Origin of the sequence: Rhizobium ruizarguesonis (genome assembly GCF_017357285.1) — a bacterium.
GTDB lineage: Bacteria > Pseudomonadota > Alphaproteobacteria > Rhizobiales > Rhizobiaceae > Rhizobium > Rhizobium ruizarguesonis.
The window spans coordinates 4852961-4868472 of sequence record NZ_CP071678.1 but is presented as its reverse complement, the minus strand read 5'-3'; the positions used below and the strand labels follow the sequence as shown (position 1 = coordinate 4868472).

The following is a 15512-nucleotide window of genomic DNA, read 5'->3' as shown; positions in this document are numbered from 1 at the left end:
GGCCTCTCCGGCGAAGAAAGCTTGGAATGAACTCTTCGGCGAAAGCGTCCCCCTGGTGGACCCCGTCCGTGCATGCCGACCGCCGTCCGTTCCTGATCGGGCGCAATGCGATCCAGGCGGCGTTGCGCGGGTTTTTCGCGCGCGAGGATTTCATCGAGGTGGATACGGCGGTGCTGCAGGTCTCTCCCGGCAACGAGGCGCATCTGCATGCCTTCGCCACGGAAGCACTGACGACGGATGGGCAAAAGGCGCCGTTCTACCTGCACACCTCGCCGGAATTCGCCTGCAAGAAGCTGCTTGCGGCGGGCGAGGAACGCATTTCGTGTTTTGCCCATGTCTACCGCAACCGCGAGCGCGGGCCGCTGCATCATCCTGAGTTCACCATGCTCGAATGGTATCGGGCCGGCGAAAGCTACGAGAGCCTGATGATGGATTGCGTACGGATCCTGGCGCTTGCGGCCGAAACGGTGAAGACCGGGAAGCTTGCCTATCGCGGCGCCGAGAGCGACCCCTTTGCCGGGCCGGAGCGGATTGGGGTTGCCGAAGCGTTCGAGCGTCATGCCGGCATCGATCTTCTCGCCTCGGTCGCCGCCGACGGTTCGACCGACCGCGACCATTTGGCCGCTGAGATGAAGCGCGTCGGCATGCGTGTTGCCGATGACGACGGCTGGGCCGATCTCTTCAGCCGGGTGCTGGTCGAAAAGATTGAGCCGCATCTCGGTTTCGGCCGCATCACCATCCTCGACGAATATCCGATCTCGGAGGCGGCACTTGCGCGTCCCTCGGCACGCGACTCGAGGGTTGCCGAACGTTTCGAGCTCTATGCCTGCGGCGTCGAGCTTGCGAACGGCTTCGGCGAGCTCACCAACGCTGCCGAACAGCGGCGACGGTTCGAGATCGAGATGGCCGAGAAGGCGCGGGTCTACGGCGAGACCTATCCGATCGACGAGGATTTTCTCGCTGCGCTGCCGCTGATGCCTGAGGCAAGCGGTATCGCGCTCGGCTTCGACCGGCTGGTGATGCTGGCGACGGGAGCATCACGCATCGACCAGGTGCTTTGGGCGCCGGTGGCGGAGTATGGAAGATGAATGCCGTCAAACCGATCAAGAGCGTCGACGATCTTGTGAAGGCGGGGCTGGTCGCGCCTGCCGATCGTGCAAGGCTCGAGGAGGTTGCGGTGCGTTACGCGATTGCGCTGACGCCTGCGATCAGCAAGCTCATCGACCGCACCGATCCCGATGATCCGATCGCTCGGCAATTCGTGCCTGATGCAGCCGAACTCACGATCGCCCCGGAAGAACGCGCCGATCCGATCGGCGATCATGCCCACAGCCCCGTCGAAGGCATCGTTCACCGCTATCCCGATCGTGTATTGCTCAAGGCCGTGCATGTCTGCCCGGTCTATTGCCGCTTCTGCTTCCGGCGCGAAATGGTGGGGCCGCAGGGCCTCGGCACACTCGATGCCGCGGCGATGCAGGCCGCTTTCGATTATATAAGCGGTCATGAGGAGATCTGGGAGGTCATCCTCACCGGCGGCGATCCGCTGGTGCTTTCGTCGCGCCGGCTCCACGAGATCATGGAGGCGCTTGCCGGGATCGCGCATGTGAAGATCGTGCGTTTCCATACGCGTGTTCCGGTCGTCGATCCCGGGAAGATCGATGCGGCGATGATCGCGGCACTGAAGGCGAGCGGCAAGACGGTCTATATCGCGCTGCACGCCAACCATGTGAGAGAGCTGACGCCGGAAGCGCGGGCGGCCTGCGGCCGCCTCGTCGATGCCGGCATTGCCATGGTCAGCCAGTCGGTGCTGCTCAAGGGCGTCAACGACGATCCCGCCGTGCTTGCGGAGTTGATGAAGGCCTTCGTCGAAATCCGCGTCAAACCCTATTACCTGCATCATCCGGATCTGGCGCCCGGCACCGGTCATTTCAGAGTGACGATCGAGGAGGGGCAGGAGATCGTCGCGGCGCTGCGCGGGCGGATTTCCGGTCTCTGTCAGCCGGCCTACATCCTCGATATCCCAGGCGGTCACGGCAAGGCCGTCGTCACTGGGAGCGCGATCCGGACGACAGGCGACGGATGTTATTCCGTCACCGATTATCGCGGTGGCGAGCATTCCTATCCGCCTGCCGATTGAGACAAAAAGCGACGCTTTGCGTGTCATTTCTGTACTCTCCACGCCAGAAACCAGAGTGCGTCGCAGCGTCGAAATTACCTTAAGTAATTGATATAAGATGGTTTTTTTACGACAATTCGGAAATGATCGCTAAAATCCTAACTATGAGCCTTAGTCATATTTAACTCAATAAATTAGCGGAATGTTCTGTTTTCCGCACTAAAAGAACGCTCATGACAAGGCGATGAACGCCGGTTCGGGATCATGAGAATCTTGGAGTGATGGGATGAATAAGGCAATCCGCGACCTCGTAGCTAAATTCGGCAAGCTTCCCGGGTCGATCGACCAGGTTGCCGACGACGCCGATCTTTATGCGGCAGGTTTGACGTCCTTTGCTTCTGTGCAGTTGATGCTTGGCCTCGAAGAGGCCTTCGACATCGAATTTCCCGACAATCTCCTGAACCGCAAATCCTTCGCGAGCATCTCGGCCATCGCCAGGACCGTCGATCTCATCCGGGACAGCCGGAAGGTCGCGTGATGAATTTCCCCGTCAAGATCATGCAGGACGGTCTTGTCGCAAGGGCGGCCCGCGTCGCCGAAATCGCGGCGAAGCACGCGGATACCGTCGATGCCGAAGCCCGTTTCCCCCGGGAAGCCGTGGATGCGATGAAGGCCGAAAGGCTGCTCGGCATCCAGGTGCCGCGCCATCTCGGCGGCGAATCCGCCTCGATCACCGAGATCGCCGAATTGTGCTCGATGCTCGGTCAGGTTTGCGCCGCAAGCGCCATGGTCTTCGCCATGCACCACATCAAGCTGTCGAGCCTCGTTGAACACGGCGCCGACAGCGAATGGCATCGCGGTTTCATGCGCCGCATCGCCGCCGAGCAGCTGCTGATCGCATCCGCCACCACCGAAGGCGGCATCGGCGGAAACCTGCGCAACAGCATCTGTGCGGTCGAAGTCGATGGCGACACGTGCCGCCTCGAAAAGGATGCGACCGTCATTTCCTACGGCTCGCATGCCGACGCCATTCTCATCACCTCGCGTACCCACGCGCAGGCGGCTTCCTCCGATCAGGTGCTGACGGCCTTCCTCAAGGACCAGTACACGCTCGAGAAAACGCATGTCTGGAATACGCTCGGCATGCGCGGCACCTGCTCCGACGGCTTCCTGTTCAAGGGCGAAGCGCCGGCTTGCCAGATCCTGCCGAAGCCTTTCGCGGAGATCGCGGCGCAGTCCATGCTTGCCTCCTCGCACCTCTTATGGAGCGGCGTCTGGTACGGCATCGCCGTCGACGCCGTTGTACGCGCCCAGGCTTTTGTGCGTGCCGCAGCCCGCAAGGCGCCGGATGCCCAGCCGCCGGGCGCGCTACGCCTCGCCGAGGTTTCGAACCTGCTGCAGATGGTGAAATCCAACGTGGTTGCCGGCCTCAAGGCCTATGAGGATGCCAAGGCCGACGCCGACAGGCTGTCTTCGATGGGATTTGCGGTGGCGATGAACAACGTCAAGATCGCCTCGTCCGAGACGATCCTGGAGATCGTCAACCATGCGATGCTGATCTGCGGTATCATGGGCTACAAGAACGGCACGCCCTTCAGTCTTGGACGCCATCTGCGCGACGCGCATTCCGCACAACTCATGATCTCGAATGATCGCATCCTCGGCAACACGTCGAGCATGCTTCTTGTCCATAAGCAGGACACTAGCCTACTGGGGTGACAGTCATGGATATGCAGACCTCGTTTCTGGACCGGCTTTTCGAATCCGGTCTGCTGATCGATACCGGCATCGACGGGCTCTACGGCCGCAGCGGCCAGTTCGAAGACGTGATCGCTGCCTTCGAGCGCCTGATCGACACGTTCGGCGGCTCCGATGGTGCCGAAGCCATGCGCTTTCCGCCCGGCATGAACCGCGCCTTCTTCGAAAAGAGCGGTTACATGAAGAGCTTTCCGCAGCTCGCCGGCACGGTGCACAGCTTCTGCGGCAGCGAGCTCGATCATGTCAGCCTGCTGCAATGCATGGAAGTCGGCGAAGACTGGACCAAGGGGCAGGAGGCGACCGACATCGTGCTGACGCCGGCTGCCTGCTATCCGCTCTATCCGACGATCGCCAAGCGTGGCAACTTGCCGAAGACGGGCGGCCTCTTCGACCTGCAATCCTATTGCTTCCGCCATGAGCCGTCGAAAGACCCTGCCCGCCAGCAGTTGTTCCGCATGCGTGAATATGTCTGCATGGGCACAGAGCTGCACGTCACCGATTTCCGCCAGCGCTGGATGGATCGCGGCGTCGAGATGATGAAGGCCGTCGGCCTCGAGGTGACGATCGACGTCGCCAATGATCCGTTCTTCGGCCGCGCCGGCAAGATGCTCGCCAATAATCAGCGTGACCAGAACCTGAAGTTCGAGCTTCTGATCCCGATCACTTCGGCCGCCAATCCGACCGCCTGCATGAGCTTTAATTACCATCAGGATGCCTTCGGCACGAAGTGGGGTCTCAATCTTGAAGACGGCAGTGTCGCGCACACCGCTTGCGTCGGCTTCGGGCTGGAGCGCATCGCCCTTGCCCTCTTCCATCATCACGGGCTCGATGTGAAGCAATGGCCGGCCAGCGTACGGAAAGCGCTGTGGGGCTGAGCAAATCGATGACATCGGTATTCCCGGGAATAGACCCGGAGGCCTACTGGCCGCACGCGCTGCATTCCAGCGAGCGCGCCTGGCCGGAAACCAATTGTTATATCGATCTCTGGATCGAGGTTCTGGCGACATCAGGCGTTGCGCCAGAGGCGATGCTGGGTTTTACCCTGACGCAGGATTTCGAGGGCGACCAGTTCACCTTCTTCAAGGTGCCGCTCGAGGATCTCGAAGCGCTCTACGGCATTCGTGCGACCGAGCTTGCCATCTACGACCGTGTCGAACGCCATGTCGAGGTTCAGATCGCGCGGGCCCGCCTTTGCCTGATCGAAATGGATTCCTTCTACATGCCGGATACGCGCGGCACCGCCTACCGGCAGGAGCACGGCAAGACGACGGTTGCGATCAACCGGCTGGACGTTGCGGCCAAGCGCGTCGATTATTTCCACAATGCCGGCTATTTTCGTCTCGAAGGCGAGGATTTCGACGGGCTGTTCCAGCTGCATCTGACGGAAAACGACCCGCCGTTCCTGCCCTACACGGAATTTGCGCGGTTCCCGGAAAAGCCGGCTGATGAAACGCATCTGCGTTCGACCGCGCGGCGGCTTGCCGGCTTTCACTTTGCCCGGCGTCCCGGCGAAAACCCGATCCGCGCCTTTGCAAGCGTCTTTCCGCAACAGGTCGAAGCGGTGGCGGAACGGCCGTTCGGCTTCTTTCACAAATACGCCTTCAACACGCTTCGCCAGGTGGGCGCCAATTTCGAGCTGGCGGCCGATTACCTCACCTGGCTTTCCCCTGTTGAATTCGCGGTGGCCGCCGAGCATGCCAGGCGCATTTCGGAGGTGGCGAAATCGGTGCAGTTCCAGCTTGCCCGCGCCGTCACCCGCAAGAAGTTCGAGCCGTTGCAGGCAGCACTTGATCCGGCCGCCGATGCATGGGATTCCATGATGGCGTCGCTTGCGGGGCGAATCTGAGGCCGGAGATCTGACCATGCGGGGGCGTTTGGCGAGCATCGGTGCCGAGGAAAGTCTACTTTCCGAAGGCTGGAACCTGATCCTGACGGAGCCGGGCGCCTGCGCCGTGCCGCACGACATCCCGCTCTCCGCACAGTTCATTCCAGCACCCGTTCCCGGCACCGTCGCTGCAGCGCTTGAAAAAGCCGCGCTCTTCGACCGGGAAAATCCCGAGCCGCTGAACACGCGGGACGCCTGGTATCTCTGCCGGCTTTTCGATACCGAGCCGGGTGACGCGATCCTGCGTTTCGCAGGGCTGGCGACGCTCTGCCATGTCTTCCTGAACGGCCAGGAAATCCTGTTTTCCGAAAGCATGTTCACGGCGCACGAGATTCCGGTGACGCTTTCGGGCGGCGACGAGCTGGCACTGTGCTTCCGGGCGCTCGGTCCCCGCCTGTCGGAGCCGGGCCCGCGCGCGCGCTGGCGGCCGCAGATGATCACGCCGGCGGGCTTGAAGAATTTCCGCACGACGCTGCTCGGCCATATGCCGGGCTGGTGCCCCGATATCCATGCCGTCGGGCCATGGCGGCCGATTTCGATGGTGCGGCGTCATCCCGTCTCGATCGACAATGTCTCCATCCGCGCCGTATTGGAGGAGAGTGGCGTCGGCCGCCTCAGCGTGTCCCTGCATAGCAATGCCGAGAATCCCTCAATGCTGCTGCGCTGCGGCGGGATGGAGCAGCCCTTCGAAAAGGTCGGCGACAGTCATTACTCGGCTATCCTCAAGCTTTCCGACATCGAGGCCTGGTGGCCGCACACGCATGGCGCTCCGCGTCTCTACGAGCTGACGCTGGTTTCCGGCGGCGTGGAATATCCGCTCGGCAGGACCGGCTTCCGGCGCATCGACGTCGACCGCGGTGCCGATGGCGATGACTTCGCGCTCCTCGTCAATGGTGAACGCATCTTCTGCCGTGGTGCGGTGTGGACGACGGCCGACATCGCGCGATTGCCGGGCGGGCGGGCGGATTATGAGCCGTTCCTGCGGCTTGCCGCCGGAGCCGGCATGAACATGATCCGCATCGGCGGCACCATGGCCTACGAGACACCAGATTTCTTCACGCTCTGCGACGAGCTCGGCCTGCTCGTCTGGCAGGATTTCATGTTCGCCAATTTCGATTATCCGCGCAACGACAAGGCTTTTCTCGGCCACGTGCATGCGGAGGTCGAGGAATTCCTGCACGGCGTGCAGGCGTCGCCTTCGCTGGCCGTGCTCTGCGGCGGCAGCGAAATCCACCAGCAGGCGGCAATGCTCGGCCTGCCGGCGGAATTCTGGAGCGGGCCGGTCACCGATGAAATCATTCCGGCAGTCGTCGCGCGCATGCGCCCCGACGTACCCTACGTGCCGAACTCGCCGTATGGCGGGGCGATGCCCTTTTCGCCGAATGCCGGTATTGCGCATTATTACGGCGTCGGCGCCTATATGCGGCCGATTGCCGATGCGCGCCGCGCCGACGTGCGGTTTGCCTCTGAAAGCCTCGCCTTCGCGCATGTGCCGCAGCAGAGGACGCTGCAGCGACATCTCGACGTGCCCGCCGTCCACAGCCCGCTATGGAAGGCCCGCGTGCCCCGCGACCGCAGCGCATCGTGGGATTTCGAGGACGTTCGCGACTTCTACCTGCAGCTTCTCTACGGTTTCGATCCGGCTGAGCTGCGCCGCGAAGATCCGGAACGCTATCTCGATCTCTCCCGCGCCGTCACCGGCGAGGTGATCGAGGAGACTTTTGCCGAATGGCGGCGCAAGGGCTCCGCCTGCAACGGCGCGCTCGTCTGGACGCTGCAGGACCTGCTGCCCGGCCCCGGCTGGGGGGTGATCGATTCCACCGGAGAGCCGAAGCCGGTCTGGTATGCGATGCGCCGTGCATTCCGGCCGGTTCAGGTGGTCTTCACCGACGAGGGAACGAACGGTCTCGACGTGCATGTCGTCAACGAGACCGATGCCGCGCTCGACGTCGAGCTCGAGGTTGTCTGCCTGCGCGGCGGAAAACAGCAGGTCGTCAGCGGCAGCAGGGCCTTTAAGCTCGCGGCAAGAGACACGGAGCGCCTTGCCTGCACCGCGCTGTTCGGCGCTTTCTTCGATACGACCTATGCCTTCCGTTTCGGGCCGCCGGCGCATGATGCAAGTGTGGCGCGCCTGCGCTCGCTGGCAGACGGCGCCATTCTCGCCGAGAGCTTCCACTTCCCGTGCGGACGGGGGAAGGCGCTCCATGACGCAGGGATCGAAGCATCATTCAGCAGAGACGGCGACGGCTGGTTCGTCGATCTCAGGACCGACCGGCTGGCGCAATCGGTGCATATCGACGTCGAAGGCTATCGGGCCGACGACGACTGGTTCCACCTTGCCCCCGGTGCGATGCGGCGTGTGAAGCTCCACGCGCTGTCCGGCGTGGAAAGCGATATTCCGCCTGCGGGCGAGATCAAAAGTCTAGGCAGTTCGCATCGCGTCGCAATCGAGGGCTGACGCTTGTGCGAAGGATGATGCCGATCCATTGGGAAAGACCGTGATTTGAGAACGATATACCGCCTTCTGCGCGCCCATGTCCTGCAGCGGCTTATCCCGCGGTCGCGTCTTGCTTTCAATCCGCGCAGGCCGGTGGAAATCGTCGGCTATCTCTCGATGGCGGTCGGCGTCGGCGAATCGGCAAGGCTCTGCGCCGGCGCGTTGTCGGAGGCGGGGCGGGCGATTTCGCTCTCCGACGTCAGCACGCATCCTGACGAGAATTCCTTCGCCGGATGGATGCCGTCGCATCTTTCCACCGAACCTGCGGGAAGCCGGATCTGGCATCTCAATCCGCCGATGCTGCCGCGCGCCATCCTGAAGAAGGGCGTAGCGAATTTCACTCGCGCTTTCAACATCGGTTATTTCGCCTGGGAGCTCGAAGTCGTGCCGGCGGAGTGGCGCAATGCGATGCATTACATGAATGCCGTCTTCGTGCCGTCGGAATTCACCAGGCGGGCGATTGCGCCCCTCACGGCGGCACCCGTCATCGTGGTTCCCCATCCCGTCACCGAGAAGCCGGCAACGGAAGGCATGCGCCAGAAATTCGGCATCGAGGAAGACGCCTTTCTCGTCAGCTTCATCTTCAGCGCCGGCTCCTCGATCAACCGGAAGAATCCGCAGGCCGTCATCGAGGCCTTCCGGATATTCGCCGCAGAAGCTCCAAGCGCCTTCCTGTTGATGAAGGCCAGTGGCGATATCGGCAAGGATGAGGGCCTGCGCGAACTGGTCGCCTCGGTCGCAGGCAATACCCGGATCAGGATCGTCACCGACAGGCTGTCGGACTCCGATATCAACGGCCTCATCCGCTGCTCAGACGCCTATCTTTCGCTGCATCGTTCCGAGGGTTTCGGGCTGACGGTTGCCGAGGCGATCATGCAGGGTACGCCGGTCATTTCCACGGCCTGGTCGGGAACAGCGGATTTCTGCGATCCCGACAATAGCTGGCTGGTTGCCTCTCCCCTCATTCCGGTGGTCGACACCCATCCGGAATTTGCCGGGCTCGAGGGCGCGGTCTGGGCCGATCCTTCTCCCGAAGTGGCGGCCACGCACTTGCGGGATATCTTCCGCGCGCCAGAGCGTGCGCGAGAGAAGGCGGAGAAGGCGCGAGCGTTCCTGCTGCGCTACCTCGCGGACAACAGCTATGACAACGCGCTTCAGACGCTGGCGGCGATGCAGACCAGCTAAGCTGAGGTCGTCACTCCGCTTTATTTTAACATTTTCGCATTAGAGATGGCAGGTATGCGGCGGTAGGCCGATCCTGACGGATGGACAGATGTCGAAGGGTATTATCGCAAACTCGGTGATGAACGGGGCGGCAGGCATGCTGCTGCTTCTGACGGGCTTCGTTTCCTCGATCATAACCGCGCGGTTGCTCGGGCCGGAAGCCAACGGCATCGTCGCCTTTTCGCTCTGGCTGGTGGTGACCGGCGCGTCGATCGCCGAGCTCGGCTCCAGCATCACGCTGCTGAAGACATTGCCGCAGCTTTCGGCGGAAGGCTTCGACGCGCGCCGCCGGCGGGGTTTTGCCGCCATCCTCGTCAGCTTCATGATGTTCTCGACCGTCGTGCTGCTGGCGCTCTACGCGTTGTTCTTCCTGACCTCCGAAGAGATGCACTGGGCCGATACGGCGCCATCCGTCGCTCTGGTCACGGGCGTGCTGTTCTTCGTCCAGGCGATCGGTTCCTTCGTCAAATTCTACCTGATCGGCGAAAAGAAGCTGGGCGCCTTCTTTAAGCTGACGGTCGCCGTCTCGATCGTGCAGCTTGCCGGGGTTGCCGTCGGCGCCGTCTTCTATGGCGTCGAAGGCGTTCTCGTCGGCTATGCGCTCGGCCAGCTGGTGCTGTTTTTCGCCACGCTGCCGATCCTTCTGGCGCGGCGCGACTGGTGCGGGGTCTCGCTGAAATATCTCGCCTCCTCCTCCGTCATCCTGTCGATCCAGTTCATCATCGATTCCATTTTCCTCAACCGGCTCGAGCTGCTCTTCCTGCAGCAATTCTGGTCGGTGGAGATGGTCGGCTATTATGCCGTCGGCCTGTCGATCGCGAATATCGCGCTGCAACTGCCGATCCAGATGACCGGCAGCCTGCTGCCCTATTATTCCGAGCGGCGCCACAGCAGCGACGATTCGACATTGCCGGTCGAGGTCTTTGCCGCCGTCACCCGAAGCATGGCCTATATCGTGCTGCCGATGAGCCTCGGGCTTGCCGCGATCTCCAGCGAATTGGTGATTGTGGTGTTCGGCGAAGCGTTCCGCCGCAGCGGGACGGTGGTGGCGCTGCTTGCGCTCGTCGCTCCCGCCTATACCTTCATGCAGATCCTCAGCCTCTACCTGCTGTCAATGGACAGGGCCCGCTCCCGCCTGAATATCAGTGTGATAGGTGGCCTACTGATGGTAGCGGGTTGTTTACTGATCGTACCTAGGCTTGCGGCCGAGGGCGCCGCAATCGTGCGCATCCTCGTATTCGTTGCGATGTCGATGATGATGATCAGACAGACAGGATTCGGATCCCAGCTTTCGGGTCTCTACGCAAGCCTGACGAAGGTGACGCTCGCCTCCGTCCTCTGCGCTTGCGGAGCGACTTCCGTACTGGAATTCGTCCAGGGTCCGGCCGGATTGGTCGGCGCGATCATCGCCGGCGCATTCGCCTATTTCGCAGCACTCCGGGTGCTGCGCGCCGTGCCGGGCGAGGATGTCGAAGTCATGCGCTCCATTCTCGACAAGATGCCGTCCCTGCTGCGGCGACCGGTCGGCAATGCAATCAATTTCATCGCGCCGCGGCTTCCCGGTGATCCCGATCGCGCCAAGGTCGCGCCCGGCGAATTCTCGCTGGAACCGGCCGAGGGTGCGGGGCGCAGCGCTGCCCTGCCCGTCGTCTTCGATGGTACGATCGGGCTGTTCATGCCTGAGAATCCTCTCGCCAAGAAACGTTCGGCCGCCGTGCTCTTCGTCAGCCCCTGGGGTTTCGAGGAGATGTGCAGCCGCAAATTCTTCCGCGTCGCGGCCGAGCATTTCTCGGATATCGGCGTGCCGAGCCTGCGCTTCGACTATCGCGGCACCGGTGATGCGCTCGATTTCGCCGCGCTGCCGGCAAGGCTGGAAACCTGGGAAGATTCGATCCGTGCGGCCGCGGATAAGCTGAAGTCGCTGAGCGGCTGCGACCGCATCATCCTCATCGCACAGGGCCTCGGCGCGACGCTTGCCCATCGCGTCGGTTCCTCGATCGAAGGCGTCGACAGCCTCGTCATGCTGGCGCCGGTGCTGAGCGGCCGGGCCTATCTGCGCGAACTCACCATGTGGTCCAAGATCATCGATGCCGATCTCGGCCTCAGCAAGGAGCATGTCCAGACCGCCAAGGTGCAGATCGCCGGGCTCGTCATGCCTGAAGAGATTGCTGCCGAGCTCGGCAAACTCAGCATCGCCTCGCCGCAAGGGCTCGGAGCCTCCCGCTATCTGATCCTCGAACGTCCGGCCAAGGCCGAGGATACCGGCTTTGCCGATGCGCTGAAGGCGCTTGGCGCCGATGTCGAGCAGACGGCCTTCGAAGGCTATGACGAGCTCGCCACCAATCCGCTGTTTGCCAAGACGCCGATGGCTGTCGTCGCGCTGCTGACGACGTGGCTGGAGACAACGACGACGGAGACATCCGCCGCCCATTCGCCGACGGCGATCGACAACCCGCTGCTTGCCGGCGATCATTTTGCGGAAACGCCGGTCCGTTTCGGAAGCCATAATCATCTGGTCGGTGTCGTCAGCCGGCCGCTCGGCGAGATCAAGGGCAACGCCGTGCTCTTCCTGTCGACAGCCTATGACCGGCATGCCGGCTGGGGACGGACGACGGTTGATATGGCGCGCGAGCTCGCCCGCCAAGGCGTCGTTTCGCTGCGCTTCGATTCCGCCAATGTCGGCGACAGCCCGCCGCGGCCGGATGCGCCGGAACAGGTGCTTTATTCGGACACGCAGACCGGGGATGCGGTCGCAGCGCTCGACCTGCTCGAAAGCGTCGTCGCCGGCCCCGTCATGGTCGCCGGCCGATGCAGCGGCGGCTATGTCGCCTTCCGCGCCGGCGTCGCCGACGAGCGCTTGAAGGCTGTCGTGTCGATCAATCCGTTCGTCTATTACTGGGATCCTGACATGCCGGTGCGCAGGGAGCATGTCGTCTCCGTTCCCCGTAGCCTCGATGATTACAGCCAGCGCCTGGCGCGGCTCGACACGCTGAAGCGGCTGCTGCGCGGCCAAGTGGATGTCGTCTCGGCGTTGCAGAACATCGTCATCGCCGCCGGCCGCCGGCTGTCGCCGTGGATCGCGCCGCTGCTCGAGCTGCTTCCCGACCGGCGTCATATCGCCCGCGAGGTTCGGCACTCCTTCGCGTTGTTCGGCAAACGCAAGGTGCCGCTGACGCTGATCTACAGCGAGGGCGATGTCGGACTCGACCATGTCTTTTTCCACTTCGGGCCGCGCGGCGCCAGGCTTTCCCGCTATCCGAACGTGCGGCTGCTGATGCTGCCGGATGCCGACCACAATCTGACGCCGCCGCAATCACGCAAATTCGTGCTCGACGAGATCATCCGTCTCGCCAGAGCATGACCTGAATTTCAGCGAAAGCATGTCGCGCAAAAGTGTGCAGCGGTTTTGCGCCGAAGACATGCGGAAAACAAAGACCTGAAGTCCGGCAAGCGAATCTGGAAGACCGCGACGCGCTTTAGGCGGGATCAGATGCTTTCTGCGGCGACGACATCAAGCGATCTGTAGAGATCGATATAACGTCCGGCGACGATATCCCAGGAATAGCCGCGGGCGGCATTGAGAAGCTCGGCTCGAACGGTGTCCGGTTGGCGCGAAAGGTGTTCATAGGCCGTTTCGAGCCCCATGGCGGCACTCTCAGGATTCGTGAAATCGGCAGGCATGAGAACGGGATGCCGGGCAGCAAGCGTCGTAAAGGCATCGTTGGCGTTCAGCACCGGCAGGAGACCGGCGCTCATCGCCTCCAGCGCCACCAAGCCGAAACCTTCATATTCCGAGGCGGAGGCGAAAATCGAGGCTTCTGCGATGATGCGCCGGATCGTGTCGTTCTCGGGCGACACATGCAGGGTGACGCGGCCGGAAAGATGACGGCTTTCGATTGCGCCTTCGACATCCGCCCGGTTCAGGTCGGATTCGGCGCCGACGATGTCGAGATGCCATTCCGGGTCACGGGTCTTCAGCATGGCCATCGCATCGAGCAGGTGGTCCAGCCGCTTGTTCACTGAAAACCGGCCGATCGTGACGATGCGGCGCTTTGCCCGGCGCGAAGCGGTGTCGGCGAACTTGCCGATATCGGCGCCGTTTTCGATCAGGAGGCTGTCGGGCACGATCTCGGAAAACTGCCTGAGGTCGGAGGCGCTGCAGCAGACGACGCGGCGGTAGGCCATCGCCGAAGCACGGGTCAGCGTCTGGAACCAGATCTTCTTGATCGTCGCGTATTTCCGCGTGTGGAAGAAGCCGCCATGGGTGGTGACGATCATCGGCCTGCCGTGCAGCAGCCGGCCCCAGGCGAGCGCATCGAAGAAGAAGTCGATGGCATGGACATGCACGAGATCGGCATCGGCGAGATGGCGGAAGACCTGTGGCGCCAGCGGATAGCGGCTGGTGCCGGACCAGGGAATGCGCACCACCTCGATACCATCGATATCTTCGCGAGGCGGCAGCTTGTCCTGCGGCGCGGTGAAGAGCGAATCCAGCGTGACGACGCGCACGCGATAACCGCGGCGTACGGTCTGGCGGGCGAGATTGGCGACCACGTCTTCGAGGCCGCCGCGGTTGGGCAGGAACTGGCGCACGACATGGACGATCAGCGGGGCTGTTTCCAACTGCGGCTTCGCGCGCGCCCAATCTGCCTCGACGATCGACATTTTCCACCTATCGCTGCACGTGCCGGCCTGCACTGACGCGGGCCCGTGATAGCAACGACCAGACATGCCCGGCGTTAAGGCGCGGTTTAGGCGACGTCCTGCCAAGGCGATTCTTCGCGAAAAAGGTTAACCGTGTCTGACGGGGATTCAGAATGCCTTGAAGGTCAGAGTCGTCAGCGAGCGGACGATGCCGGGAATATTGGCGATGTTGTCGTTGATGAATTTGCCGATATCCTGGCCTTCCTCGATATAGACCTTCAGCAGCAGATCGTAGTCGCCGCTGGTCGAATAGAGCTCCGAGACCAGTTCGGTCTGGTAGATGGCGTCGGCGACCTCATAGGTCTTGCCGGGTGCGCATTGGAGCTGGACGAAGATCGGCTTCATGGAGATTTCCTGCAAAGTTGTTTGGCCGATATAATGGTCGAAAGCGCCATGCCGATGCAAGCCGTTCGTCACGCAGTCGGATTGGCGGCTGCTTCCGCGATGATCCAGTCGCGAAAGGCGGCAAGCGGTGCGTAGTCGGCGCGCTCGGGCGGAAAGGCGAGATAGTAGCGCTCGCGGCTTTCCATTTCGCGGTCGACAGCGGCGACGAGATCGCCGCGCCTGATCTCCTCCTGCATCAGGAATGTCGGCAGCAGGGCGATGCCGAGGCCGGCGATCGCCGCTTGCGCAGCGGTGGCGAACTGGTCGAAGAGCATGCCGTGCACGTTTTCGAAGGAAACGCCGTTGCTGGCGAACCATTGCTCCCAGGCGTCAGGGCGCGTCGTCAGATGCAGGAGCGGAACGGCAAGCAGATCCTCCGGCGCTTTGATAGCGTATCGTTGCAGAAAATCAGGGCTGCAGGCCGGCACCGTGCGCTCCGACATCAGAAGCGCGAGCTCGGCGCCTGGCCAGTGCGGGTGGCCGAAATGGATGGCGGCGTCGATCGAATCGAGGCGGAAATCGAAGGGCGAAAGCCGAGTCACCAGATTGATGGTCACGCCGGCATTGGCGGCGAGGAAGCGTCCCAGGCGCGGCGCCAGCCAGCGCGTGCCGAAGGTTGGCAGGATGGCGAGGTTAAGCGTGCCGCCATGCGGATTGGCGCGCAGGTTCAGCGAGGCGCTCGATATGCGCCGCAGCGCCTCGCGAATCTCGCGGGCATATCCGTCGCCGGCAAGCGTCAGCCGCATGGTCTGGCGTTCGCGCAGGAAGAGCTCGACGCCAAGCTGCTCCTCCAGCGCGCTCACCTGGCGGCTGACGGCGCTCTGCGTCAGATCGAGTTCGCGCGCCGCTGCCGTCACGCTGCCGGTGCGGGCAACCGCCTCGAAGGCGGCGAGATGCGAGATCGATGGCAGAAAACGTCTAGACGTCAGCATGGTCATTCCGTT

At 62.6% G+C, this 15512-nt stretch carries 12 protein-coding genes; 9 read left to right on the top strand and 3 right to left on the bottom strand.

Annotation, left to right across the window (positions count from 1 at the left end; translation table 11 throughout):
• Positions 1-26: 26 nt before the first annotated feature.
• From epmA to J3P73_RS23710, 9 genes are all read left to right on the top strand, one after another.
• On the top strand, positions 27-1088 hold the full coding sequence (gene epmA, locus J3P73_RS23750; RefSeq protein WP_130692983.1) for an EF-P lysine aminoacylase EpmA: 1062 nt from the start codon (positions 27-29) through the stop codon (positions 1086-1088).
• Positions 1085-2137: a lysine-2,3-aminomutase-like protein gene (locus J3P73_RS23745; protein WP_130665262.1), complete on the top strand. Its 1053-nt coding sequence runs from the start codon at positions 1085-1087 to the stop codon at positions 2135-2137. The genes epmA and J3P73_RS23745 overlap by 4 nt, the downstream gene beginning before the upstream one ends.
• 265 nt (positions 2138-2402) lie before the next feature.
• Positions 2403-2654, top strand: coding sequence for an acyl carrier protein (locus tag J3P73_RS23740; protein ID WP_003543737.1), 252 nt, complete (start codon positions 2403-2405; stop codon positions 2652-2654).
• Entirely contained in the window at positions 2654-3835 is a 1182-nt protein-coding gene (locus J3P73_RS23735) for an acyl-CoA dehydrogenase family protein (RefSeq protein WP_075224941.1), read from the top strand. Before J3P73_RS23740 ends, J3P73_RS23735 begins: the two co-directional genes overlap by 1 nt.
• 5 nt (positions 3836-3840) lie before the next feature.
• The gene (locus J3P73_RS23730; RefSeq protein ID WP_024320469.1) at positions 3841-4749 is read left to right on the top strand and encodes an amino acid--[acyl-carrier-protein] ligase; all 909 of its coding nucleotides are present in this window, start codon (positions 3841-3843) and stop codon (positions 4747-4749) included.
• 8 nt (positions 4750-4757) lie between these two features.
• Positions 4758-5720, top strand: a complete 963-nt coding sequence (locus J3P73_RS23725) for a DUF1839 family protein (RefSeq protein ID WP_130692982.1) — start codon at positions 4758-4760, stop codon at positions 5718-5720.
• A 16-nt stretch (positions 5721-5736) separates the two neighbouring features.
• Positions 5737-8217 (top strand): glycoside hydrolase family 2 protein, encoded by a 2481-nt coding sequence (locus J3P73_RS23720; protein WP_130692981.1) that lies wholly within the window; start codon positions 5737-5739, stop codon positions 8215-8217.
• Between the two features lie 45 nt (positions 8218-8262).
• Entirely contained in the window at positions 8263-9441 is a 1179-nt protein-coding gene (locus J3P73_RS23715; protein WP_130692980.1) for a glycosyltransferase family 4 protein, read from the top strand.
• 88 nt (positions 9442-9529) lie between these two features.
• Positions 9530-12841: an oligosaccharide flippase family protein gene (locus J3P73_RS23710; RefSeq protein WP_130692979.1), complete on the top strand. Its 3312-nt coding sequence runs from the start codon at positions 9530-9532 to the stop codon at positions 12839-12841.
• A gap of 125 nt (positions 12842-12966) precedes the next feature.
• On the opposite strand, the gene J3P73_RS23705 is transcribed toward J3P73_RS23710, so the two are convergent.
• From J3P73_RS23705 to J3P73_RS23695, 3 genes are all read right to left on the bottom strand, one after another.
• Positions 12967-14145: a glycosyltransferase family 4 protein gene (locus J3P73_RS23705; protein ID WP_130688551.1), complete on the bottom strand. Its 1179-nt coding sequence runs from the start codon at positions 14143-14145 to the stop codon at positions 12967-12969.
• A gap of 147 nt (positions 14146-14292) precedes the next feature.
• Complete coding sequence (locus J3P73_RS23700; protein ID WP_003567502.1) at positions 14293-14529, bottom strand: Lrp/AsnC ligand binding domain-containing protein; 237 nt, start codon at positions 14527-14529, stop codon at positions 14293-14295.
• A 68-nt stretch (positions 14530-14597) separates the two neighbouring features.
• Positions 14598-15506 carry a LysR family transcriptional regulator gene (locus J3P73_RS23695; protein ID WP_130692978.1) on the bottom strand — a complete coding sequence of 303 codons (909 nt, stop codon included), beginning with the start codon at positions 15504-15506 and terminating at the stop codon, positions 14598-14600.
• Between the last annotated feature and the right edge of the window lie 6 nt (positions 15507-15512).